The organism is Brevibacterium sp. FME37 (assembly GCF_014897485.1).
Lineage (GTDB): Bacteria > Actinomycetota > Actinomycetes > Actinomycetales > Brevibacteriaceae > Brevibacterium.
Genome location: NZ_JABUYE010000001.1, coordinates 211199 through 233027, shown reverse-complemented (window position 1 = coordinate 233027; position 21829 = coordinate 211199). Strand labels below are relative to the sequence as shown.

The window sequence follows — 21829 nt, the reverse complement described above, 5'->3', positions numbered from 1 at the left end:
TCTCGCCCTAGTCGACACGGTTGTTTCCCAGGATGGGAAAGAGGGATTGAGCGTCGAGAGACGCTCGCACCGACCGCCTTTAGCTTGCAGGCACAACAGCTACCCACTTTAGCGGATTCCATTCCCCCTGCGCAAAGCGACAGAACAGGGACATGAGCGATCAGCCGGGCGGTTGATCCATCCACGTTGCCCAGCTGGCTCATCCGAGCCGTGCGGCCGGTTTCATCCACGATGCCGGGCCGCATCCTCCACGATCCGTGGCTGTCTCTTACATGGGCGACGCCTATGATGACGCACATGGAAGAACCCGAGTTCGAGGACGAGCCTACATGGACACTTCTGTCGAAACGAGACGTGCATCGAGGCTACGCTGTTCTCAGCGAACATGAAGTCAGACTCCCCAATGGCGAGGTCACTCTCTATGAGGTGGACGAGTCCTATACCTGCGGGGTCGCTGTCTTCGGACTCACCGGGGCCGGGCATGTTCGCTTGGCCCGAGAATTCAGATACCCCGTGGGTCGATGGATCTATGATCTGCCCGGTGGCGGCGCGGACATCGATGAAGATCCTGCCGACGCTGCGCGACGGGAATATGAGGAGGAGACTGGACTGCGTCCGGTCGATCTCACCCATCTGCATACGTTCTATCAGAACCCGGGACGCTCCTCAGCACCCGTGCATCTCTACTTCTGCCGTTCCGTTGTTGCTGGCACTGCTGTCACCGATGACCCGCAGGAAGTCGTGCGGACAGTAGAGATGCCGTTGCCTGAACTCGACGAGCGGATCGTCTCTGGTGAGATCATCGATCCTGCACTCCTCATCAGCCGTCTCATCGCCGCGCAGAAGGGGTACCTCCCGACTACGTCGTGAAGATCACCCACCGAGGTGGTCTGCTCCGTCATCGGGCCGTCGCTTCGACGGCAGCTCCATCGCAGCGTCGGCCACTTCAGCACCGGCACCACCATAGATGTTGACGACAGTGTGAACCCCTGCCCGAGTCAGATGAGCAGCCTGGTCCTGTCGCTGCACAACAGCGGCAATCGTCCCGTCGAAGCCGGCGATCCGCAACTGTTCGAGCGCGAAGGTGTTGGAATCGTGGATCGCCATGGCCAAGATGACAATGCGAGCCTTTCCGCCGACCACGAGACGGTGCCAGAACTCATGGTCGGTGGCGTCGCCTTCGAGGACATTGAATTCCGCGCTGATGAGGTCCTCGACCACGAGGTGGTCATTGTCGACACCGATGACTGAGAGTCCTCCGTTGTCGACCAGCCGTTCGTAGGCGCCGCGACCGATGCGCCCCATCCCCAGCACCACCACCTCGGCGGACCCGGTGTCGATCGGACGATCCGGCAGTCGCAGTTTCGATTCGTTCTCGTCAGGCAGGATCTCATCGAGTCGGCCGACGATCTGCAGGCTGTAGGCATTGGCGAGGGAGGAGATGATCATGCCGATGGCGACGGCCAAGGCGGTCACGGTCAGCCAACTGTCCTCGAACACTCCGTTGGCCGCTCCGACGGCCACCACGATGAGGGCGAATTCGGAGAAGTTGCTCAACGCGAGACTGGTGCGGATGCTGGTCCGATTCCGCAGGCCGAAGAGGCGCCCCATCAAAAAGAAGCTGAGGAAGTTGAAGGGAATGAGGATCACGCAGAGGATGAGCGCCATGAGCAGGTCGGCCCAGGTCGGGATCGCCTGCAGTCCGATGACGACGAAGAAGGCGACGAGGAAGAGTTCCTTGACGCTGAACAAAGACTTCGACAATTCGCTGGATCTGGGATGGCTGGCAAAGAGCAGACCCATCACCAAGGCACCGAGGTCGCCGTGGATGCCCACGGACACGAATCCCACGTATCCCGGCCCCAGCGCCATCACCACACCGAAGAGGACGAGCAGCTCGCCACGGCCGACTCGGTCGAGGACGCGACGCAGAACCCAAGCGGCGGGAACGACAAGGACGAGGGCGAAGGCCCACGGGCTCGGTGGCTCCTCTCCCGCAACAGTGATGAAGGCGACCGCAGCGATGTCTTGGATGACGAGAATCGCAATGGCGATCTGACCGTAGTAAGACCCGTCGTCGGAGCGATCCTCGAGGACCTTGACGACGAGAACCGTTGAGGAGAACGACAGTGCGAAGCCGAGCAGACCGATCGTGCCCAGCCCGCCATCGAGTGACACGACACCCACGACCGCGGCGAGCCCGATCGTGCCCGCTCCGACGAAGACACTGGAGATCATGTGGAGCGCGGCAGTACCGTAGGCCTCGGGCTGCAGGAGAGATCGCAGATCGAATTTGAGTCCGATGGTGAAGAGGAGCAGGACCACGCCTAGGTCGGAGACCTGCTCGAGCCCGTCGAATGCTGTGACACCGAGGAAGTGAAGCAGGAAACCTGCGCCGAGGAAGCCCACCAATGGTGGGATGCGCAGTTCACGCGCCACCAGTCCCAGCGCGAGGGCCGCCGCGATGGTGACGATGATGTCCTCCACGTCGACCCCCCTCGGCCTCTTTGGCACCAACTCACCGACAGCGGCGGCGGCACGTGTTCATCTTGTGAACAAAACTACCGTGTCAGCCGGCTCGGCGCTACGACATCCGTCGTGGCTATCAGGGTCGGAGCAGTCGCTGAAGCATCTCGAGTCTCTCCCCCAGCGAACGTTCCATGCCATTGCCTGTCGGTTCATAGTAGCGCTTTCCACGCAGGGTTTCGGGCAGGTATTCCTGGGCGGCGACCCCATGAGGATGATCGTGGGAGTACTTGTAGCCTTCGCCGTGTCCGAGTTCCTTGGCTCCGGGATAATGGGCGTCGCGCAGATGCGTGGGCACCTGTCCCGAGAAACCGTTCTTGACGTCGGCGATCGCTGCGTCCAGTGCCCGGTAGCTGGCGTTCGACTTCGGCGCCATGGCCAGATAGGTGACCGCCTCGGCCAGGGGGATGCGACCTTCGGGCATCCCGATGTTCTGCACGGCCGTTGATGCCGCCACCGCGATCGGCAGCGCCTGCGGATCGGCCATCCCGATGTCCTCGGCAGCCGATATCACAACGCGTCGGGCGATGAACCGGGGATCTTCCCCGGCGACGATCATCCTAGCCAGGTAGTGCAACGCGGCGTCGACGTCTGAGCCGCGAATGGATTTGATGAATGCGGAGACGACGTCATAGTGCTGGTCGCCGTTCTTGTCGTAGCGCAGCACCGTTTCGGAGCTGGCCTCGGCACAGGCGGCCTCGGTGATGAGTATTGCTCGAGTCTCGGAGTCCGAGTCAGTCGAGTCCTCGCCTTCGACCTCTGAGTCTGCCTCATCGTCTGCGTCTCCATCGGCATCGGCATCAGCATCAGCATCAGCATCAGCATCAGCATCAGCCGAGTCTCCGCCAGCCGCCTCGGCGAATTCCGCCTGTGCGGCAGCGATTCCGGCAGCGGCTTCGAGGATCGTCAGGGAGCGTCGGGCATCGGCACCGGCGATGCGGACAATGAAGTCCTTCGCGGCCGGTGCGAGTTCGAACTGCCCGGCCAGACCACGTTCGCTGGTCATGGCCCGGTCGAGGAGATCGGCGACGGCGGCATCGTCGAGTGGACGCAACGTCAGCAGCAGCGAGCGGGACAGCAACGGGGAGATGACGGAGAAGGACGGGTTCTCGGTCGTCGCGGCGACGAGAACGACGAGGCGGTTCTCCACTGCCGGCAGCAGCGCGTCTTGCTGCGCCTTTGAGAACCGGTGGATCTCGTCGAGGAACAGCACAGTCGTGCGCTGATACATGTCGCGCTCACGCCTGGCGTTCTCGATCACCTGGCGCACGTCCTTGACGCCGGCGGTGATCGCGGAGAGTTCGACGAAGGTGCGGCCCGGTGCGTGGGAGATGACGTGGGCCAGGGTGGTTTTGCCGACGCCGGGAGGACCCCACAGGATCACCGATGAGGCTCCTGCCCGGTCTCCCCCGCTGGCTTCGACGAGCTGGACGAGAGGCGAGCCGGGGAATGTCAGATGATCTTGGCCGACCACCTCGGAGATGGTGCGCGGACGCATCCGCACCGCTAACGGATCGAGGGCACGCCCCGAACCGACGGAGGAACCACCGACGCCCGGACCAGGAGATCCCTGGCCCGGGCTGTCGGAGGAGAAGAGGTCAGGGCCGTCGGTCATCAGGCCTCAGCGTCGTCGTCTTCCGCTTCGAAGTCCACGCCGGCCTCTGCACGCTGTGTGTCGGTGATCGGCGCGGGAGCCTGGGTGAGCGGATCGTATCCGGCACCGGTCTTCGGGAAGGCGATGACTTCACGGATCGAGTCGACCCCGGCGAGCAGGGACACGATGCGGTCCCAACCGAAGGCGATGCCTCCGTGTGGTGGTGCGCCGAATTTGAAGGCTTCGAGGAGGAAGCCGAACTTCTCCTGAGCGTCCTCTTCCGAGATGCCCATGATCTTGAACACGCGTTCCTGAACATCCTTGCGGTGGATACGGATCGAACCGCCGCCGATCTCGTTGCCGTTGCAGACGATGTCATAGGCGTAGGCCAGGGCTGCGCCGGGATCGGATTCCAGAGTCTCGAGGAATTCGGGCTTCGGAGCGGTGAAGGCGTGGTGGACTGCGGTCCACGATCCCTCGCCGACGGCGACGTCGCCTGCTGCCTGTGCCGCGGCTGCGGATTCGAAGAGAGGTGCGTCGACGACCCACACGAAGGCCCAGTCACCTTCCTTGATGAGTCCGGTGCGTTCGGCGATCTCGTTGCGGGCCGCACCTAGGAGTGAACGCGAGCTCGCAGGGTCACCGGCGGCGAAGAAGATCGCGTCACCGGGGTTGGCTCCGGCAGCCTCGACGAGGCCGGCCTTCTCCTCATCGGAGATGTTCTTGGCCACAGGACCGGTCAGGGTTCCGTCTTCGCCCACGAGGACGTAGGCCAGGCCCTTAGCGCCGCGCTGCTTTGCCCAGTCCTGCCAGCCGTCGAGCTGACGGCGGGGCAGGGTGCCTCCGCCGGGGTAGACGACGGAGCCGACGTACTCGGACTGGAAGACCCGGAACGGAGTCTCCGAGAAGAAGTCCGTGAGATTGTGCAGTTCGAGTTCGAAGCGCAGATCGGGCTTGTCGCTGCCGTACTTCTCCATCGCATCGGCGTAGGTGATGTGTGGGATCGGCGTCGTGATCTCGTGACCGATGAGCTTCCACAGAGCAACGAGGATCTTCTCCGCCAGAGCGATGATGTCCTCCTGCTCGACGAAAGAGGCTTCGATGTCGAGTTGGGTGAACTCCGGCTGCCGGTCGGCACGGAAGTCCTCGTCGCGGTAGCAGCGAGCCAGCTGGTAGTAGCGTTCCATGCCGGCCACCTGCAGGAGCTGCTTGAACAGCTGCGGTGACTGCGGCAGGGCGTACCAGGAGCCGGGTTGCAGACGTGCGGGAACCAGGAAGTCACGCGCGCCCTCAGGTGTGGACCGGGTCAGGGTCGGGGTCTCGATCTCGAGGAAGTCCTGCTCATCGAGGACCGTGCGGGCTGCCTTGTTCGCGGCCGAGCGCAGACGCATCGTGGCGGCTGGACCGGACCGGCGCAGGTCGAGGTAGCGGTAGCGCAGGCGAGTCTCCTCACCAACGATGCCGGCATCTTCGGCGTGGTCGGAGACCTGGAACGGCAGAGCCTCAGCAAGGCTGAGGATCTCGACGTTCGTGTCGATGACCTCGACGTCACCTGTAGGCAGGTTGGCGTTGGTGTTGCCCTCGGGACGCAGGGACACGGTACCGGTGACCTTGACGACGGTCTCGTTGCGCAGTGCGTGTGCATCGTCCTCACGGACGACGACCTGGACGATCCCCGATGCGTCACGCAGATCGATGAAGGCGACACCTCCGTGATCGCGACGGCGGTCGACCCACCCGGAGAGGGTGACGGTCTGTCCTGCGTGTGAGGCTCGCAGGCTTCCGGTTTCATGGCTTCGCAGCACCTAGGGCTCCTTTACGATGTTTATGTGGCAGCGCGTGAACAATGATAGTGCCTCGCCGCATGATTGCTGGCACGGCCCACTGCAGGCCATCCGCTGAGGGGCACGAGAAAGAGGATGACATGAGCACTGGTGGTACAGGCACGGAGGGACTCGACTCGGACGTGGGAACTGACCCCACCTCGGCGCAGGTCGAGGTCGCAGCCGAGACGTTTCGCATGCTCGCGTCCGGGACGCGATTGCGTCTGGTGTGGAGCCTGGTCAACCAGGAACTCGATGTCTCTTCCCTCGCCGAGGCGATCGGTGCGGCCGTGCCCACCGTGAGTCAGCATCTGGCGAAGATGAGATTGGCGGGCCTGATCTCGTCTCGTCGAGACGGACGTCGGATCTTCTACACCGTCGATGACCCACATGTGGTCTCGATGGTGCGTGAGATCTTCGATCACATCGCCCCGGACGGATCGCTGGCTCCCGACCCGCCCGTGAGCGATTCCTGAAACAGGGCAGACTCAGCACACGTCAGCACAGGTGATCGCCAGCCCGCCAGACGTCATTCCCGATATACCCGGGGCCTGCGGTCAGCGTCGACAGGCTCCCAAGTCGCCGGGTCTGCCGAGGCCTGCTCGCCGGAGCGGATGTCCTTGATTTCGTGACCACTCTCACCATCGGTGAACCAGACGAAGGGGATCCCTCGACGTTCGGCGTAGCGAATCTGCTTTCCGAACTTCGCCGCGCTCGGTGAGACCTCACAGGCGATGTCGCGGGCACGCAGAGCGGTGGCCACCGCATCGGCTTCGCTGCGCTTGTCCTCTTCAGTCACGGCAACGACTACGGCCGAGGGTGTTCCGCGTGTGGCTTTGATTCCGCTTTCAGCATCGAGGATGAAGGCCATAAGGCGTGAAACGCCGATCGACATGCCGACGCCCGGGTAGCTCTTCTTCCCCACGGTCACGAGTGAGTCGTAGCGACCGCCCGAGGCCACCGATCCGAGCTCCTCATGTCCGATCAGCTGCGTTTCATAGACGGCCCCCGTGTAGTAGTCGAGTCCGCGCGCGATCTTCAGCTGCGCCACAACGACACCGGGCGCTCGGTCGTGGGCGGCGCGGAGCATGGTGGTCAGAGAGTCGAGTCCCTCGTCGAGCAGCGGGTGCTCGACTCCGAGGGCACGCACGTCGTCTGCGAAGTCCGGCGAGTCCGATTCGATCGCAGCCAGTTCAAGGCACAGTCGCTGCTGTTCCTCGTTCGCATCGGCTTCGGCGGCCAACAGCTTACCCACCTCGGCGGGGCCGATCTTGTCGTACTTGTCGAGGCAGCGCAGGACAGCCTGGATGTTCGTCAGACCGATGCCACGAGCGAACCCTTCGAGGAGCCTGCGATCGTTGACGACGATCTTGACTCCTGGCACGCCCAGCGGCGCCAGCCGGCTGAAGGCATCGGCGACGGCAAGCGGAATCTCGACTTCGAAGTGGCCGGGCAGCTCCGCCTCGGCGATGACGTCGATATCTGCCTGGATGAACTCGCGGTACCTGCCCTGCTGAGGGCGTTCACCACGCCATACCGGCTGGATTCGGGCCGCCTTGAACGGGAAGGAGAGTTCGTTCGCGTTATCTGCGATGTACCGTGCCAACGGCACCGTGAGGTCGAAGTGCAGACCCAGTGGATTGCGCTCGCTGCCATCGGAGTGCAGCCGGCTCACGGCGAAGATCTCCTTGTCGATCTCTCCGTCCTTTGCCAGCTGGCTGATCGGCTCGACTGCACGGTGGTTGAGTGCCGAGTATCCATGCAGCGCGAAGGTGTGGTCGAGGACGTCGATGATCGACTTCTCGATGACGCGTTCTGCTGGAAGTCGTTCCGGGAATCCGGACAGTCGGGCTGACTTCGCCATTATTCTCCTAGGTGCTCGTCGCTTCTGATGGGGTTCGGGTGCTGTCTGTGCTCGGTTGGTCTGCCCGAGCTGAACGGATTCGTTCCTAGAAGAACGGGTTCGTCGCCAGCTCGTGCCCGACTCGAGATCCTGGACCGTGTCCAGGATAGATGGGAACGTCGGGCAGTGTCGCAAACGCCTGCAGTGATTCTGCCATCGCCGAGGCATCTCCTCCTGGCAGATCGACCCGGCCGATCGCTCCGGCAAAGACCACATCGCCGGTGAAGATGATCTCCTCACCGTCGGCTTCCACTCGCAGGAGAGTCGATCCTTCCGTGTGTCCAGGTGCTGCCACAGCGGTGATGGTCAGTCCTGCGACCTCCACGGTCTGCGCATCGACGAGAGCGTTCACCTCGGGTGCCGACCAGTCCTTGACAAGTGGCTGAAGCATCTGAGCAAACTGCGGACTCAGCGTTTCGGCGGGCCGGTCCAGGCGGTAGTGGTCTGTCTCGCCCAGGTAGACGGGCACATTCCAGCGGGCCAGCACGTTGGTCAGTCCGAGGATGTGGTCGGGGTGACCGTGGGTGAGGAAGATGGCGCGAGGCACCAGTTTCTCCTCGTCTACGAATTCGGCAAGGCCGGGTGCGCAGTCGAATCCTGAGTCGATGAGAATACAGTCGTCACGGTCTTCTGCACGCACGGCGTAGCAGTTGACGTCGAGAAATTCGGCACGGGTAACAAATACATCCATGCTCAAAGTCTATCCAGAGCCTGGGGCTTAGTTATGCTGGGATAACGTCAATCAGGAAATCGAGTGATCTGCAGGCACAGAGTCCCGCAGGTTCGACCGATGGAAACAAGGTGAGAATCATGTCGACCCCGACACCGAAGCCGGTCCCGCGCCCGTCCTCTCTGCCCCGCCCACAGGCGGCACAGACCGTGACCGGGACAACCGTTGATCATGATGCCGAAGTCCGGCGCGCAATCGAGCACGGTCGCGCTGACCAGGAGGGCAATGTCTTCGTCGTCACTGCCGACGGCGAGCGGGCGGTCGGGCAGTATCCCGATGCCACTCCCGAAGAAGCCTTGGAATACTTCGCTAAGAAGTACGTCGAACTCGTGGAGAACGCAGCGCTTCTCCGCAACCGCCTGTCCGCCGGAGCCCCGGGCCGCGAGGTCGTCTCTGCCGCGAAGACCCTGCAGGAGACACTGCCAGAGGCCAATGTCGTCGGTGATCTCAAGGGCCTGTCTGCCACCTTGGATACCCTGGTCTCGGATGCTGAGGCCACCGAGTCGAAGCAGGCTGCTCGTGCAGAGGCAGCAAAGCTAGAGGCCGCGCAGGAACGCGAAGAGATCGTCGCCGAGGCCGAATCATTGGCCAAGCGTGATCCCGCGAAGATCCAGTGGAAGCAGTCAGGGGCACGTCTGCGTGAGCTCTTCGGTCAGTGGAAGGACATGCAGCGCAGCGGTCCCAGGCTGCCGCGTGCTGTGGACCAGGAACTGTGGGGCCGTTTCTCACAGGCTCGGAACACGTTCGAACACAAGCGCAAGGAATTCTTCGCAGAGCTCGACAAGCAGAACTCCGAGGGCAAGCGAATCAAGGAAAAGCTTGTCGTCGAGGCGGAGTCACTGTCTGGTTCCACTGACTTCCGAAACGTATCTCAGAAGTACAAAGACCTGATGAACCAGTGGAAGAAGGCTCCACGTGCCTCCCGCAAGGACGATGACGCCCTGTGGGCGCGCTTCCGTGCCGCCCAGGACGTCTTCTTCGCCGCTCGCGACGCAGAGAATGCTGCCGTCGACGAAGAGTACAAGGGCAATCTGGAAGTCAAAGAAGCAATCCTGGCCAGGGCGCAGGGTCTGTTGCCGATCGGCGATATCGGTGTGGCGAAGAAGGAACTGCGCGTCATCCAGGACGAGTGGGAATCCGCTGGCAAGGTGCCGCGAGCCGATGTCTCTCGCATGGAGAACGGACTGCGTGACGTCGAACGTGCCCTCTCCGACGCAGAGAATGCCGAATGGAAGCGCAGCAACCCAGAGACCAAGGCACGAACGTCCGGTGCGCTGAGCCAGCTCGACGATTCGATCGCTGAGTTGGAGCAGAAGTACGAAAAGGCGAAGTCCGGTGGCGATGAGAAGGCTGTCGCTGAGGCACAGTCGGCTCTCGACGCACGTCGGGCCTGGCGCGATCAGCTGGCTCAGACAGCTGCCGAGCTGGGCTGACGCTTCTTCCACAGCCTGGCGAACACGAGTCGAAGTTTATCCACAGATCGCCTCTTCGGTCTTGAACACGCCTCCATACAGCGCAATAGTGTCTGTATGGAGGCGATGTTTCATCTGCGCGATTACAGCTATGAGCACCTCACCGAGCTGACCCTTGATGGTCTGCTGACTCGACTGACCGAGTCCACCTGGGTGCGCAAGGGTGCTGTGCTCAGCTCAGAGGACCGGATGGCTGCATTGCATGCGCAGATCCCGCCACGACTTGTCCTCTCCCATGACATCGCATGGTGGGTCCACAGTGGTCTGGGGCGGGCTCCGCGTCCGCTGACGTTCATCACCTATCCAAGGCGGCGTTATGTCGATGGCAGCGACGTCGTCGTCCACGAGCTTACGATTGCGCGAGACGAGTGGGAACTGATCAACGGTCTGCCCATCACCACGGAGGATAGGACGCTCTACGATCTGCTGCTGCCACATCTGCGCAGCCCCGATGACCGCTCGGCTCAGACCGTGAAGAACCTCATCGACGAACTTCCCGGACGGGCGAGGCAACGGTTCCGACTGTATTTGGCGGAGATGTCGCGCAGGCCTTATGTCGCCCTCATGCGGACCGTGTTCGAGCGGACCTGTGCCGCATCAGATGGTGACAGACGCTGATCCTGTGTACATCCACGCCCGGATGCGATCAGCCTCCAGCGATGCGGTAGACGTCGAAGACCCCTTCGACCTTGCGAACTGCTGAGAGCACGGTGTCGAGGTGGCTGGCATCGCTCATCTCGAAGACGAACTTCGACTGAGCCACTCGGGCACGGGAAGTGGCCACAGTGGCAGACAGGATGTTGACGTGGGTCTCGGTGAGAACCTTCGTGATGTCAGAGAGCAGACCGGAACGGTCAAGTGCCTCCACCTGAATTTGAACAAGGTAGATGCCGCTGGTCTTCTCGCCCCAGGAAACATCGACCATCCGCTCGGGTTCGCGTTCCAAGGACCCGATATTGGGACAGTCCACCCGGTGTACGGAGACTCCCGAACCGCGGGTGACGAAGCCAAGGATCTCATCACCCGGCACCGGAGTGCAGCAACGGGCCAGTTTCACCAGAACATCGTCGACGCCTCTGACGGTCACTCCCCCAGATGAGGAATGGTGGCCCGAGGACTGGCCGGTGCGATTACGCGGCGCAGGCGGCAGAACGGCTTCATCGGCGTCGTCTCCGACCTCCTTTGCCAGCAGGTCGACGACGTGGGCAGCTGAGCTCACTCCATTGCCGATCGCGGCGTAGAGGGCGGTGACGTCGGGTAGGCGAAGTTCTGTGGCGACGACCTGCAGTGCTTCTTGGCTCATCAGCGTCTTAGCTGCGAGTGTGTGGCGACGCATTGCTCGCGCCAGCTGTTCGCGACCGTTCTCGATCGCTTCTTCCCGGCGTTCTTTCGAGAACCACTGACGGATCTTGCTGCGTGCGCGGGGACTCTTGACGAAGCCGAGCCAGTCGCGGCTGGGGCCCGCGTTCTCATCTTTGGAGGTGAAGACCTCGACCGAGTCACCGTTCTTCAGCTCGGTGTCGAGCGCGACGAGACGGCCGTTGACTCGGGCGCCCATTGTCTTGTGCCCGACCTCGGTGTGAACCGCGTATGAGAAGTCGACAGGGGTCGCTCCTGCGGGCAGGCTCATCACATCTCCCTTGGGGGTGAAGACGTAGACCTCCTTGGAATTCACCTCATAGCGGAGGTTGTCGAGGAACTCATCGGGGTCGCTGACCTCGCGCTGCCATTCCAGCAGCTGCCGCAGCCAAGCGGCGTCATCGACTTCGCCTTCATCGGAGACCTTGACCGACCGTGCGGTATTCGACGTCGCGGCATCAGAGGGATTGCGACGGTCTTTGTACTTCCAGTGGGCGGCCACACCGAATTCTGCTCGCCGATCCATTTCATGGGTGCGAATCTGGATCTCGACAGGCTTCCCGTTGGGACCGATCACTGTCGTGTGCAGGCTCTGGTACATGTTGTACTTCGGCATCGCGATGTAGTCCTTGAACCGCCCGGGAACAGGATTCCAACGAGCATGGACGATGCCCAGCGTCGCGTAGCATTCGCGGACCGTTTCAACGAGGACGCGGACACCTACGAGGTCGTAGATGTCGGCGAATTCGTGCCCGCGGACGACCATCTTCTGATAGATCGAGTAATAGTGCTTCGGCCGACCCGTGATCGCTGCTTCGATGTTGGATTGCACGAGCTCCGATTGGAGTTCGTTGGAGACCGTGGCCAGGTATTTCTCACGTTCGGGTGCCCTGTCAGCAACGAGACGCACCACTTCGTCATAGACCTTGGGGTGCAGAACCTGGAAGGACAGGTCCTCAAGTTCCCACTTGATCGTGTTCATACCCAGGCGGTGAGCCAAAGGGGCATAGATCTCAAGCGTCTCGCGTGCCTTCTTAGTACTCGAGGAAGCAGGCACGAAACGCCAGGTGCGGGCGTTGTGGAGTCGATCGGCAAGTTTGATGACGAGGACACGGATGTCCTTGGCCATCGCCACGATCATCTTGCGCACGGTCTCAGACTGGGCGGCCTGACCGTAGGTGAGTTTGTCGAGTTTGGTCACCCCGTCGACCATTGCTGCGACTTCGGGACCGAACTCCTCTGTCAGCTCCTTCAGGGAGTAAGAGGTGTCCTCGACCGTGTCATGGAGCAGAGCGGCGGCGAGGGTGACCGGCAACATGCCGATCTCAGCCAGGATGGTGGCCACGGCCACGGGGTGCGTGATGTAGTCGTCGCCGGACCTGCGGGTCTGCCCCCGATGAGCCTGTTCGGCGATCTTGTAGGCCCGCACCACCAGGTCGATGTCGGCCTTCGGGTGGTTGGACTGCAGCGCCCTGATCATCGGGCCCAGAACTCGTGGGTAGCCAGGGTTGTTCTGTGCCCTGGCTGCCCACCAAGCTAAGCGGGAGATGCCTCGCGGACGGCGCGAATCGGCGGAAGAAGCCATGACATCCCCTTTCTGATCAAACCTCGGCGTGAATCACCGGTGGAACATCTTCTGTCCCATTCTTCAATCGTAGTTCACGCACGGCCTCTTCCTGCTTCCTGACCGCGGGTTCATTCGCCCGCAGGAGAGCATAAAGAGGGCTGGCGACGAACAACGTCGAGGTCGCGGCCACAATCATTCCGATGAACAGCGACAGCGAGATGTCAACCAATGTTCCAGCCTTCAGCGCGATGACGCCGATGAACAGAATCGATGCGACAGGCAGTACCGAGACCACGGTCGTATTGATCGAGCGCACAGTCGTCTGGTTGACACCAAGATTCACCAGTTCAGAGAACTTTAGAGTTCGTTTGTCCTTGAACCGTGTGGTGTTCTCCCTGATCTTGTCGAACACCACCACTGTGTCGTAGAGCGAGAAACTCAGCACCGTGAGGAAGCCGATGACCGCCTCTGGTGTGACCTCGATTCCGGTCACGGAGTAGATGCCCATGGTCACGATCATGACCACGACCAGCCCGACGATCGCCGCCAGCGACATCTTCCAAGTCCGGAAGTACAGAGCCATGACGATCATCGCGATCGCCACGAAGATGACCAGGGCGCGGACCATCTTTCCTGTCACGTCCTTGCCCCATTCAGGGCCGACGAATGTCGAGGTGACGTCTTCGACCTTCACGTCATAGCCCTTTACGAGGGCATCGCGAACTTCCTGCATCTCTGGGTCGGAGAGCTGACTCGTCTCGATCTGCACCCCAGTGTCGCTTGTCGGAGTCAGGCGTGGCTCCGATCCGGAGACGACATCGTTGACTATGCCCTCGCCTTTAGGCGCCGAGGTATCCGTGACGTGATCGACTTGGAACTGCGACCCGCCCTTGAACGCGATTCCGAAATTGAACCCAGCGACGAGCGGGACCAGCACAGACAGGAGGACTGCGATTCCGGCGATCGTCAGCCACAACTTGGCCTTCCCTACGAAGGGAATCGACGTTTCACCGTTGTGGAGCCTATTGCCCCAGGCAAAGAACCTTTTCATTTGTCTGCCTCCTCGCCCTTGTCGGCAGATTCTTCGGCAGCCTTCTTCGCGGCTGCCTTCCGCTCGGCGATTGAACCGCCGGTTGCGCCCGCCTTCGTTGAAGTCGAGATTTTGCCCTTCGACCCGTTCTTCTTAGTCGGCTTCTCGGACTTCGAAGACGACCCGGTTGCGGTCACATCTTCTTGATCGGACCTCTCAACGGAGACCTCGCGGTCCTCGGACGCAACTGTCTCGGCAACGTCGTCGTTCGGCGAAGTTCCGCGTTTCTTCTTCGTCGACGTTTTCGTCTTGGAGACAGTGCTGGATTCAGCCGTCGCGCCCACCTCGTTCTTCGCATTCGTCGCTGAAGTGGCGGAATCCGCCCTCGACGAATCGGCTTCGTCTGTCGATGAGATTCCAGCCTTACGTGCTCGAGCCTTCGCCCGACGTCGCGCCTCGGGCGACATCTCGCTGTCTTTACTCAGGTTGAGTGCACCGCGGTACGAAGCAGGACTGACGCCGAGCAGGCGTGGATCCATACCTGACATCGGATGACCTTCACCGAAGAACTTGGTGCGCGCCAACAGCTGGAGCATCGGGTGCGTGAACAGGAAGACAACAACCACATCGACGATCACGGCCATACCGAAGGTAAACGCAAATCCACGGACCGAGCCGACGGCCAGGATGTAGAGGATGACTGCGGCCAACATGTTGACCGCCTTCGAGGCATAGATCGTTCGTTTGGCGCGATCCCAGCCGACCTCGACAGCGGACAGAAGGACTCGTCCGCTGCGCAGCTCGTCTCTGACGCGTTCGAAGTAGACGATGAACGAGTCGGCTGCCATGCCGATGCCGATGATGATACCTGCGAGACCTGCCAATGACAGGCGATAGCCGTAACGCCACGAGGCCAACAACAACAGCAGATAGGTGACGACACCGACAACCACAAGACTGGATACGGTCACGAGCCCGAGGACCCGGTACTGCAGCAGCGAGTAGACGACAACGAGGATGAGTCCGAGCAAGCCGGTCAACAGACCGATCTTCAGGTAGTTCGAACCCAGAGTCGGCGAGATCTGGTCCTCGCTCTGGACCTGGAAGCTCAAAGGCAGCGAGCCGTTCTTGAGCTGGTCGGCCAAGGTCTGTGCCGAGTCGAGGGTGAAGCTACCCGAGATCTCTGCGTTTCCGTCGGTGATCGCTGCATCTGAAGACGGTGCCGAAAGCACGTTCCCGTCAAGCTCGATGGCGAACTGGTTGTACGGCTGCTGCTTGCCGGTGATGTCGGAGGTGATCTGTTTGAAGATCTCCCGTCCGGTGGAGTCGAACTTGAGGTTCACAGCCGGCTGGTTCGTCTGTGTTCCGTTGGCACCCGCCTTGTAGCCGAAGCTGGCATCTGCGAGATGGTCTCCCGAAAGTTCGACCGGACCCAGAATGTACTTGGACTTTCCGTCCTTGGCGCAGGCGACGACTGGTTTATCCGACGCCTGCTGCTGACCACCGGTGCGATTCTTCGGATCGGTGCAGTCGAGCTCTGTGTACTTCTTGATGATGGCGTCAGTCTGCCACTTGTCGGTGTCCTTCTCAGGGTCGAAGAGAGGACGTGGAGTCGAGTCGGTGACCTTCGTATCTTCGCTGTCTCCGGACCCGTTCTTCTCGGCCGCCTTGTCCCCGCTGTTCTCTCCTGATTTCGCAGCATCCTTGCCGGCTGGGCCAGGAATCTTTCCACCAGCGTTGGCGTCATCGCCGCTTGCCTTAGAGACCTCGCCCCCGCCAGCAGGTGCGTCTCCTTTGTCTTCGCCACTGCCACCGGTGAGATCTTTGAGGCGTTTCTTCTCCTCATCGGACAGACCCTTGGACGGGTCCTCCTGCTTGTCTCCGCCGCTCTTCTCCTGTTCCTTTTGGATTTCCTCCTGGGAACGGGGGTCACCGACGAGGGCGACACGGCGGAAGACGAGCTGGGCGGAAGAGCGAACCAGGTTGCGTGTTTCCTCGTCGGGGTTGCCCGGCAGGTTCACGACAATGTTGCGGTCACCTTGAGTCGTGATCTCGGCTTCAGACACACCGGTCGAGTCCACGCGCTGTCGGATGATCGACACAGCCTGGTCAAGCTGTTCCTTGCTGATGTCCGTGTCCTTCGAAACCTGGGGTTCCAGGATGATCGAGGTTCCGCCCTCGAGGTCGAGAGCGAGCTTCGGAGTTGTTGTGGCATCGGACCACACGACACCGCCGGCAATGATGGCCAGGAGCAGTGCAGCAATGATCGACAGCCACACGAAGCGCAAACCAGGACGTGGCTTTTCTTCAATATCGGACACGTTTCAGCTTTCGATTGAGTGCAGTGAGCGAAGTCAGTTCTTCTTTTTGTTCTCAGGATCGGAAGGATCGATGTCCGATGCATCAGCATCAGCCTCACCGAGGTCATCCGCACCGTCGTCGGCTTTAAGCTCATCGGCGTCTGAGATCACTTCGGCGTCAGAGTCGACGACGTCGTCTGCTGGAAGCTCTGCCTCGCCGGTCGTTCCCTCTGCACGCTTGCGCTCATTCATAGCGTCGAGTTCCGCGTCGGTGATTGCCGGAGCATCGCTGCTCTCAGCGTCGTCGGCAACGTCGGCCGAACCTGCAACCGCACCGTCTGCAGCGGCGCCTTCGGTTTCAGGGTTGTTGATCTGACCGATTGCCTGGCGGTGCACGCGCAGGACGGTGCCGGGGCCAGATTCGAGAGTGACCTGGTTGTTTTCTTCGTCGATGGACAGAACGGTTCCGAAGACACCGAACGTTGTCATCACAGTAGCTCCGGGGACGAGTCCCGTCTTGATCTGCTCTGCACGCGCCTTCTGCTTACGCCGAGAATTGAATAGGAAAAAAATAAGCAGCGCAGCAAGCGCGAGAGGGATCAATAAATCCACAGGTATCTACCTTTCATAAGAACGAACCAGTCCACTACCTTAGTTCGTACTAAGTACTCAAGGCGAACTCAATTGCCGGGATCAGAACTCATAGTTTGCTGGGATCTGCATCCCAAGGTGCTTCCAGGCTGCCGCGGTCGCGACGCGACCGCGCGGAGTTCGACTGATCAGACCTTCTCGAACAAGGTAAGGTTCCGAGACGGTTTCAACGGTATCGGCCTCTTCTCCGACGGAAACAGCGATAGTGCCGAGGCCAACCGGTCCCCCGCCGAAACGCTTGCACAGCACCTGCAGCACGGAACGGTCGAGTCGATCCAAGCCCAGCTCGTCGACTTCGTAGACCTTGAGTGCGGTGAGTGCCGCAGCTTCGTCGATGATGCCGGTTCCGCGCACCTGCGCCCAATCTCTGACTCGGCGCAGAAGTCGATTGGCGACACGTGGTGTGCCGCGAGATCGCGTTGAGATTTCTTTCAAACCTGCGAGATCTGCTTCGATTCCGAGCATGTGAGCTGATCGTTTCAGCACGGTCAGGAGATCGGTGCTGGAGTAGAAGTCCAGGAGTCCCGTGAATCCGAACCGGTCACGCAACGGCGCGGGGAGCAGGCCAGAGCGGGTCGTGGCTCCGACCATGGTGAATTGCGGCAGGTCGAGGGGAATTGCTGTGGCGCCGGGGCCCTTGCCGACGATGACGTCGACGCGGAAGTCCTCCATCGCAACATAGAGCATCTCTTCTGCGGCACGAGCCATGCGATGGATTTCGTCGATGAATAGAACTTCGCCTTCTTCCAGAGACGACAAGATCGCGGCGAGATCTCCGGCATGCTGAACTGCCGGCCCTGAGGTGACCCTCAGGCTCGATTGCATCTCATGCGCGATGATCATCGCCAATGTGGTCTTTCCCAGTCCAGGAGGGCCCGAGAGCAGCACATGGTCGGGGGCCCTGTTTCGTGCTTTCGCGGCATCGAGCACGAGGGAAAGCTGTTCGCGGACCTGAGGTTGGCCGATGAAATCCTGCAGTCCCTTGGGACGAAGCGCAGCTTCTGCATCGCGCTCTGCGGTCTCCGCGCGACCAGAGACCAAACGCTCTTCTTCAGCGCCAGTCAGCTCCTGATCGCCGAATTCCATTTCATAGGAGGTGCTTCCGTCCTCGTAGGAGCTTGTCACTTCCGGGCACCCATGACCTTGAGCGCAGCCTTCAGGAGCTCCGACGTGCCAGCATTCTGGCCAAGATCGTTGACGACTTCCTGCACGACATCAGCGGCTTGGGACTCTTTCCAGCCAAGTCCGACCAGTGCATCCACGACCTGCTGGTTCGCTCCGCCGAAGGACAGCTGGGGGCCCGGGTCTGATGCGGCGAGTTTCGGCAGTTTGTTTTCGAGCTCGAGGATGATTCGGGAGGCACCTTTTTTGCCGATGCCTGGGACTCGAGTCAGCGCGTTGGCGTCCTGGTTCGAGATCGCGGCCGCCAGTTCTCCCGGTCCCATTACGGACAGGATCGCCATCGCCAGGCGCGGACCGATTCCGGAGATCGACAGCAGCACTTCGAAGGTGTGGTTCTCGTCTTCAGTTCCGAACCCGAAGAGAGTCATGGAGTCCTCACGCACGACAAGGGTGGTCACGAGCTCGATGTTCGCACCATGGCGAGTGTTTGAAAGGGTGTCCGGCGTGACGTTGACCTTGCGTCCGACACCGTAGGTGAGAATGACGAGGTGGTCAGCTGCGATGCGATGGACCGTACCGCTGAGGAAACTGATCACGGCCTGCCTTTCGTGTGGGAACACTTGTACGAATCCAGGCTATCAGTTGGTCTTCCGGAACCGGCCTCGACATACCGACGATATCAAGGCACCGCCCTGTTGCAGACAGCGTTGAAGGCATCATCAGCCAACTATTGGGACGGGAATCCTTCCCCGCCGGAGAGTCCATCGATGATCGCCTGCGCGACGAACCTGGAATGCAGGATCGGGCGCCGTTCCACGTCGATGCTGGGCGGCGGAATCCAAGCGGGACGGCCGTCGTGGAGCATTCGGGCATACCAGTCTGATTTGTCGATCAGGTGGTGGTGCAGCCCGCATGCCAATGTGAGGTTGTTTATATCAGTTTTGCCTTCATTGGCCCAGGGCACGATGTGGTGAGCATCGCACCATCCCGGCGGTGCGTCGCATCCGGGGAATGTGCAGCCTTGGTCTCTGGCCGCCAGTATTGCCACTTGCCTGTTCGTGGCATATCGGCCTTCGGTGGAGATTTCCATCGTTTTGGCTTTGTCCGACATCAGGTGGAAGAAGACTGATCCGTTCAAGCCTTCGCTGGCTGCCGTTGATAGCGGAAATTCGGCTTCGCAGCCGGTGGATGCGCGTCCTTTTCCGGACGTGATGTCTTCGGCTTTCGCTGTGACGACCAGGGCGAATGGTGAACCACGGCCTATCCGATCCATTTCGACGCGGGAGATCATTGTTGCGAAGCGTTCGTAGATTCGGTTCCTCACTGTGCCTTGGCCCGTACCCGTATCGATCGGTGTGCCGTCTTCGCGTACGCCGAAGACTGAGGACTTCTCGTTTCGCAGATGATCTGCCAGTGGAGCGTCCGCGACTTCTCCGGCCAGAACTGCTCTGAAGATATCGAACTCGGGCTCGTCGAGATCCTCGTCGTTCGTGGTTACCCGCTCATTGCCTTGTTCCTGCAGATCTTCTACGGGTCCCGGCGCACCCTGCCCGATTTTCGAACTGCTTCCAGGCAGTATGCGCGAAGTCAGCAACCCGCTCAGGACTCCCCCCGATACAGGATCCAGCAGTCCTCTGAGAACCCAGGTCCCGTCATCGCGGGCTCGAACGTTGACGTAGCAGCGCCCACGATCCGGCGGGAGCTTCGGCTCTTCTCCGTCGGGGTTGAGACGGTCCAGAATAGCGGCGAAGATCGTCTTCAAATCTGAGACCCGAACACGCGGCGCTTTGTCCACGAGGTCTGATTCCACTGTGTCGCGAGTTTCGGCCGATACCCAGAACGGCAGTTTGGACAGGCAGTCGTTGATCGTGGTCGCCTGACCTGCCGAAAGCACTCCAGCGTGCAGAGCCTTGGCAACGATGGGGTTGACGGGTTCTCTGGGTTGGCCCGTCATATATGCGCGGCTGCCAAGATTCTTGGCGAGCTCGGTGCGTCGGTTGGCTTCATAGCCGGTCAGGTTGAAACGGTTCTGGACCAGCGCCTTCGTCGTCTTTGCCCCGTAGTCGGCGGGTGTCCCACACCGGTCGTAGACCGATAGTGCAACGGCCGACATCGCCTCGAGGATGCGGGTGGCGGTTTCGATCCCATTGACAACTGTCATCGCCTGATCGGGCCCCAGAGGGCGTGAGAAACTCAGCAGTTCGTCTTTGAGAATGGTGAGACCACTGATGCTGCGGGTCAGTTCAGGAGCAAGTCGGTCGAGGTCACGCCATTCGGTCTCGGACAGGAGTGGGTGAGGAACCGTGGCAGCCGGTTCACTTCCATCTCCAGGTGTGGATTGGCCGCTGCCGTCCGTGGGCGTGCCAGCATCTGAATCGAATGTCTCCGCATCGCCCAGAGAAGCAAGCTGCGCCTCCACCACGGCAGAATCGCCGGGAGGAATCTGCTCATCATCACAGTCTTCTAGGGGCCTCACGGGAACCGCGGCGATCGAATCGAGCTTCCCCACCAGGGGGTTGCCAGTCAGGTCCATTCCAGCGGCTTCGAGCTGCTCACGAAGCGATGTCGGCTCTGATCCCGTCGCCGGCGCCGCCGATGGTTCGTTTCGACCGGCAACGGACTCCCCCGCCACCGCGTCAGATCCGTGCCGGCTCGCACCAAGTTTCCGCCGAGCAGCACCAAGTGAGCGTTTGTCGCTCTTTCCTGGCGTCTGGTCGGGGGTGAGAGTCATCGCCTGTGCGTCCGTTCGTCAACAACATTGTTGCGTGATTAATCTCATTATAATAGCGCCAACATCACTTGTACAGACCTATATTCGATTCTTCGGTCATAGTTTCTATCCCTTTCTAGTATGTTCGAATCGCAGCTGCCTCCAATCAGTATCTGCCCAGGGCAAATAGAACTGCGAACACAGAACAACGAGTACAGAGAGACACACAACCAACCCACTACATCGAGAGCCGGGTGCAGATTCCCGGTACCCGGATTCTCGGGCTCGTGCACTCCAAACAAAAATAGCCGCCACACCTGCCTCGCATTGCGAAACGAAATGACGGTGAACAGAAAAGAATGACGGTGAAACGAAGTGCCAAAATCACGGCACAGCAGAGCACCGGCAGAACACCAGCAGCACGCACAACCGCTATGACGCTATTTGGAGTTGCGAAGGGCCTTGGCCCACTGCTCCTGTGCCTTCGTCATACCTGCGCCTTGGCGGCCAGCGCTCTTGCGCTCGTTGAGGTCTTTGTTCGCTCCGGGGGTCGATTGTCCGCTCAGCGCCCCGCGCCATGAGTGGCAGATAGCAATCGCGAGAGCGTCGGCGGCATCGGCCGGCTTAGGTGCCGCGTCGAGTTCGAGGATCCGGGTCACCATGTTCGTGACCTGCTTCTTATCAGCGCGTCCCGATCCGGTGATGGCGGCTTTGACCTCGGAAGGCGTGTGCATGGCCACAGGCAGTCCACGTCTCGCGGCAAGGCCCATCGTCAGACCCGAGACCTGTGCAGTGCCCATGATCGTGGAGACATCGTTGCGAGCGAACACGCGCTCGATGGCGACGACATCGGGACGGTACGTGTCCAACCAGCTGTCGAACGCCTCGGCAAGGGCGCCCAAACGCAGGTCCACGGAATCCGTGGATGGTGTCCGCAGCACATCGACTGACACCATTTTGACCTTGCGGGCGGGCAGGGTGTCAATGACACCCAGCCCGCACCGGGTCAGGCCTGGATCAACGCCGAGGATTCTCATCGGTA

General features: G+C 61.0%; 17 protein-coding genes. 4 read left to right on the top strand and 13 right to left on the bottom strand.

Annotated features, from left to right (window positions below; genetic code table 11):
* Nucleotides 1–297 precede the first annotated feature (297 nt).
* Entirely contained in the window at nucleotides 298–870 is a 573-nt protein-coding gene (locus INT29_RS00995) for an NUDIX hydrolase (RefSeq protein ID WP_193070471.1), read from the top strand.
* 3 nt (nucleotides 871–873) lie between these two features.
* Here the strand turns inward: INT29_RS00995 and INT29_RS00990 are convergent, their stop codons facing one another.
* From INT29_RS00990 to aspS, 3 genes are all read right to left on the bottom strand, one after another.
* The gene (locus INT29_RS00990) at nucleotides 874–2487 is read right to left on the bottom strand and encodes a cation:proton antiporter (protein ID WP_193070470.1); all 1614 of its coding nucleotides are present in this window, start codon (nucleotides 2485–2487) and stop codon (nucleotides 874–876) included.
* 118 nt (nucleotides 2488–2605) lie between these two features.
* Entirely contained in the window at nucleotides 2606–4141 is a 1536-nt protein-coding gene (locus INT29_RS00985; RefSeq protein ID WP_193070469.1) for a replication-associated recombination protein A, read from the bottom strand.
* Nucleotides 4141–5925: an aspartate--tRNA ligase gene (aspS, locus tag INT29_RS00980; RefSeq protein WP_193070468.1), complete on the bottom strand. Its 1785-nt coding sequence runs from the start codon at nucleotides 5923–5925 to the stop codon at nucleotides 4141–4143. The genes INT29_RS00985 and aspS overlap by 1 nt, the downstream gene beginning before the upstream one ends.
* A gap of 119 nt (nucleotides 5926–6044) precedes the next feature.
* On the opposite strand from aspS, the gene INT29_RS00975 reads away from it, so the two are divergent.
* Nucleotides 6045–6419, top strand: a complete 375-nt coding sequence (locus INT29_RS00975; RefSeq protein ID WP_193070467.1) for an ArsR/SmtB family transcription factor — start codon at nucleotides 6045–6047, stop codon at nucleotides 6417–6419.
* A gap of 53 nt (nucleotides 6420–6472) precedes the next feature.
* On the opposite strand, the gene hisS is transcribed toward INT29_RS00975, so the two are convergent.
* Together hisS and INT29_RS00965 are read right to left on the bottom strand one after the other, a co-directional pair.
* The gene (gene hisS / locus INT29_RS00970) at nucleotides 6473–7807 is read right to left on the bottom strand and encodes a histidine--tRNA ligase (RefSeq protein WP_193070466.1); all 1335 of its coding nucleotides are present in this window, start codon (nucleotides 7805–7807) and stop codon (nucleotides 6473–6475) included.
* Between the two features lie 85 nt (nucleotides 7808–7892).
* Nucleotides 7893–8537, bottom strand: coding sequence for an MBL fold metallo-hydrolase (locus INT29_RS00965; protein WP_193070465.1), 645 nt, complete (start codon nucleotides 8535–8537; stop codon nucleotides 7893–7895).
* 119 nt (nucleotides 8538–8656) lie between these two features.
* Here INT29_RS00965 and INT29_RS00960 point away from each other — a divergent pair, with 119 nt between their 5' ends.
* Both INT29_RS00960 and INT29_RS00955 read left to right on the top strand, forming a co-directional pair.
* Nucleotides 8657–10009 (top strand): DUF349 domain-containing protein, encoded by a 1353-nt coding sequence (locus INT29_RS00960; protein WP_193070464.1) that lies wholly within the window; start codon nucleotides 8657–8659, stop codon nucleotides 10007–10009.
* Nucleotides 10010–10105: 96 nt separating this feature from the next.
* Nucleotides 10106–10666 (top strand): hypothetical protein, encoded by a 561-nt coding sequence (locus INT29_RS00955; RefSeq protein ID WP_226830493.1) that lies wholly within the window; start codon nucleotides 10106–10108, stop codon nucleotides 10664–10666.
* Between the two features lie 28 nt (nucleotides 10667–10694).
* Here INT29_RS00955 and INT29_RS00950 read toward each other — a convergent pair whose 3' ends face one another.
* The 8 genes from INT29_RS00950 to ruvC all read right to left on the bottom strand — a co-directional run bounded on the left by INT29_RS00950 (nucleotide 10695) and on the right by ruvC (nucleotide 21824).
* Complete coding sequence (locus INT29_RS00950) at nucleotides 10695–12992, bottom strand: RelA/SpoT family protein (protein ID WP_193070463.1); 2298 nt, start codon at nucleotides 12990–12992, stop codon at nucleotides 10695–10697.
* A 16-nt stretch (nucleotides 12993–13008) separates the two neighbouring features.
* Nucleotides 13009–14025 carry a protein translocase subunit SecF gene (secF, locus tag INT29_RS00945; RefSeq protein WP_193070462.1) on the bottom strand — a complete coding sequence of 339 codons (1017 nt, stop codon included), beginning with the start codon at nucleotides 14023–14025 and terminating at the stop codon, nucleotides 13009–13011.
* The gene (secD, locus tag INT29_RS00940) at nucleotides 14022–16325 is read right to left on the bottom strand and encodes a protein translocase subunit SecD (protein ID WP_319020810.1); all 2304 of its coding nucleotides are present in this window, start codon (nucleotides 16323–16325) and stop codon (nucleotides 14022–14024) included. Before secD ends, secF begins: the two co-directional genes overlap by 4 nt.
* 33 nt (nucleotides 16326–16358) lie before the next feature.
* On the bottom strand, nucleotides 16359–16916 hold the full coding sequence (locus INT29_RS00935; protein WP_257930065.1) for a preprotein translocase subunit YajC: 558 nt from the start codon (nucleotides 16914–16916) through the stop codon (nucleotides 16359–16361).
* Nucleotides 16917–16997: 81 nt separating this feature from the next.
* Complete coding sequence (ruvB, locus tag INT29_RS00930; protein ID WP_193070588.1) at nucleotides 16998–18041, bottom strand: Holliday junction branch migration DNA helicase RuvB; 1044 nt, start codon at nucleotides 18039–18041, stop codon at nucleotides 16998–17000.
* Between the two features lie 35 nt (nucleotides 18042–18076).
* Nucleotides 18077–18673, bottom strand: a complete 597-nt coding sequence (gene ruvA / locus INT29_RS00925; RefSeq protein WP_257930066.1) for a Holliday junction branch migration protein RuvA — start codon at nucleotides 18671–18673, stop codon at nucleotides 18077–18079.
* 131 nt (nucleotides 18674–18804) lie between these two features.
* Complete coding sequence (locus tag INT29_RS00920) at nucleotides 18805–20808, bottom strand: HNH endonuclease signature motif containing protein (protein ID WP_193070461.1); 2004 nt, start codon at nucleotides 20806–20808, stop codon at nucleotides 18805–18807.
* A gap of 419 nt (nucleotides 20809–21227) precedes the next feature.
* The gene (gene ruvC, locus INT29_RS00915) at nucleotides 21228–21824 is read right to left on the bottom strand and encodes a crossover junction endodeoxyribonuclease RuvC (protein ID WP_193070460.1); all 597 of its coding nucleotides are present in this window, start codon (nucleotides 21822–21824) and stop codon (nucleotides 21228–21230) included.
* Nucleotides 21825–21829 lie beyond the last annotated feature (5 nt).